The organism is Collimonas sp. GW821-FHT07E08 (assembly GCF_059418905.1).
The window spans coordinates 1-1,150 of record NZ_JBWKQR010000050.1; the positions used below are offsets into that span (position 1 = coordinate 1).

The 1,150-nt window shown below is 49.8% G+C and carries 1 pseudogene; it reads right to left on the reverse strand.

Annotation, left to right across the window (positions count from 1 at the left end):
• Positions 1–110: 110 nt before the first annotated feature.
• Positions 111–789, reverse strand: a pseudogene (locus tag AC07RZ_RS24100) (transposase); the annotation flags it as partial.
• Positions 790–1,150: the final 361 nt, after the last annotated feature.

A 1,150-nucleotide genomic window follows, 5' to 3' on the forward strand; every position in this document is an offset into this window, starting at 1 on the left:
GCTAGTTGCCATCAATGCTTTTTGCGTGGCCTCGCGCAGGGTATGACTGAAGTTCGCACCTTGCAACGGAAGAGCCGTTTGTTTGTGTTCAACAATGGCAATTTGATCGATTATTGGCAATAAAATGAGTCGTCACGAAGCATGGCGGACAGTACGTCACAGCGTCGACGGGCGAGCGCGATGAGAGCCTGATTATGTCTTTTCCCCTGATTAATTTTTCGCGCGTAATAGGTTAGAGAGATTGGGTCGCGTAACGCAGCGAAAGCAGGGAGAAAGAGTGTTCGTTTCAGGATCTTGTTTCCCCGCCTAGAGGAATGTTCGCCGTGGATAGACGAACCGGATCCGCAGGTGACTGGCGCCAGTCCGCCATAGGCGGCTAAGTGAGCTGCCAAAGCGAAGACTTTACAGGCGACTTCAGTGAGGAGTCTGGCCGCAGTCCTGACGCCGGCTCCGGGCATGCTGCTCAGGACCTGGTAAAAAGGGAGAGCTTGTACGAGCCGCTACTTCCTGTGAGGCCTCTTCACGTTGGCACCCCAGCCCGGGGAGTTGGCGCGCAAGACGAGGCAATACGATCATAGCGGCGTTGGTTCCCGGAACCACTATAGCTTGTTCCGAGAGAGCCTGAACGATTTCAGCAACTAGATTCTTGCCTAGTTGGGGAGCCAGTTTGGTAAGGCGGTTTGCCAATTGTTTCTCGGAGACTGAGGCGAGCTTGGTTGGTGATGAGTATCGCTCGAGCAGATCAACTACTGCGGGATGGTCAAGGCATGGTCCCAGCACCCGCTCTACAGGCATCAAGTTTATGCAACAGGCTGGCGTGAAAGTTATATATATATATTGTTTTTTCATACGAATAGTTTTTTTTAAAAATGTATCATTTAAAAAATTCAAACATAATTGAACAGGGTCTTTTGTGTTTGTGGACGTGATCTTGAATAAGCATTTTCTGGCCGAAGTTTTTGATCAAAAACTCAAATCAGGACAGAGACATGTTTTGACAAGGCACCTTTTGTTTTATCTTTATGACCGGAGCACATATGAAAGCGTCCCTGAAATTCACCCGCCTTACCCTCGCCTCTGCAAGCATGTTCGCTCTACTTGGAGTTTCCGAAGCCGCCAACGCCGCGACACAAACCTTCAGCATTCCCGT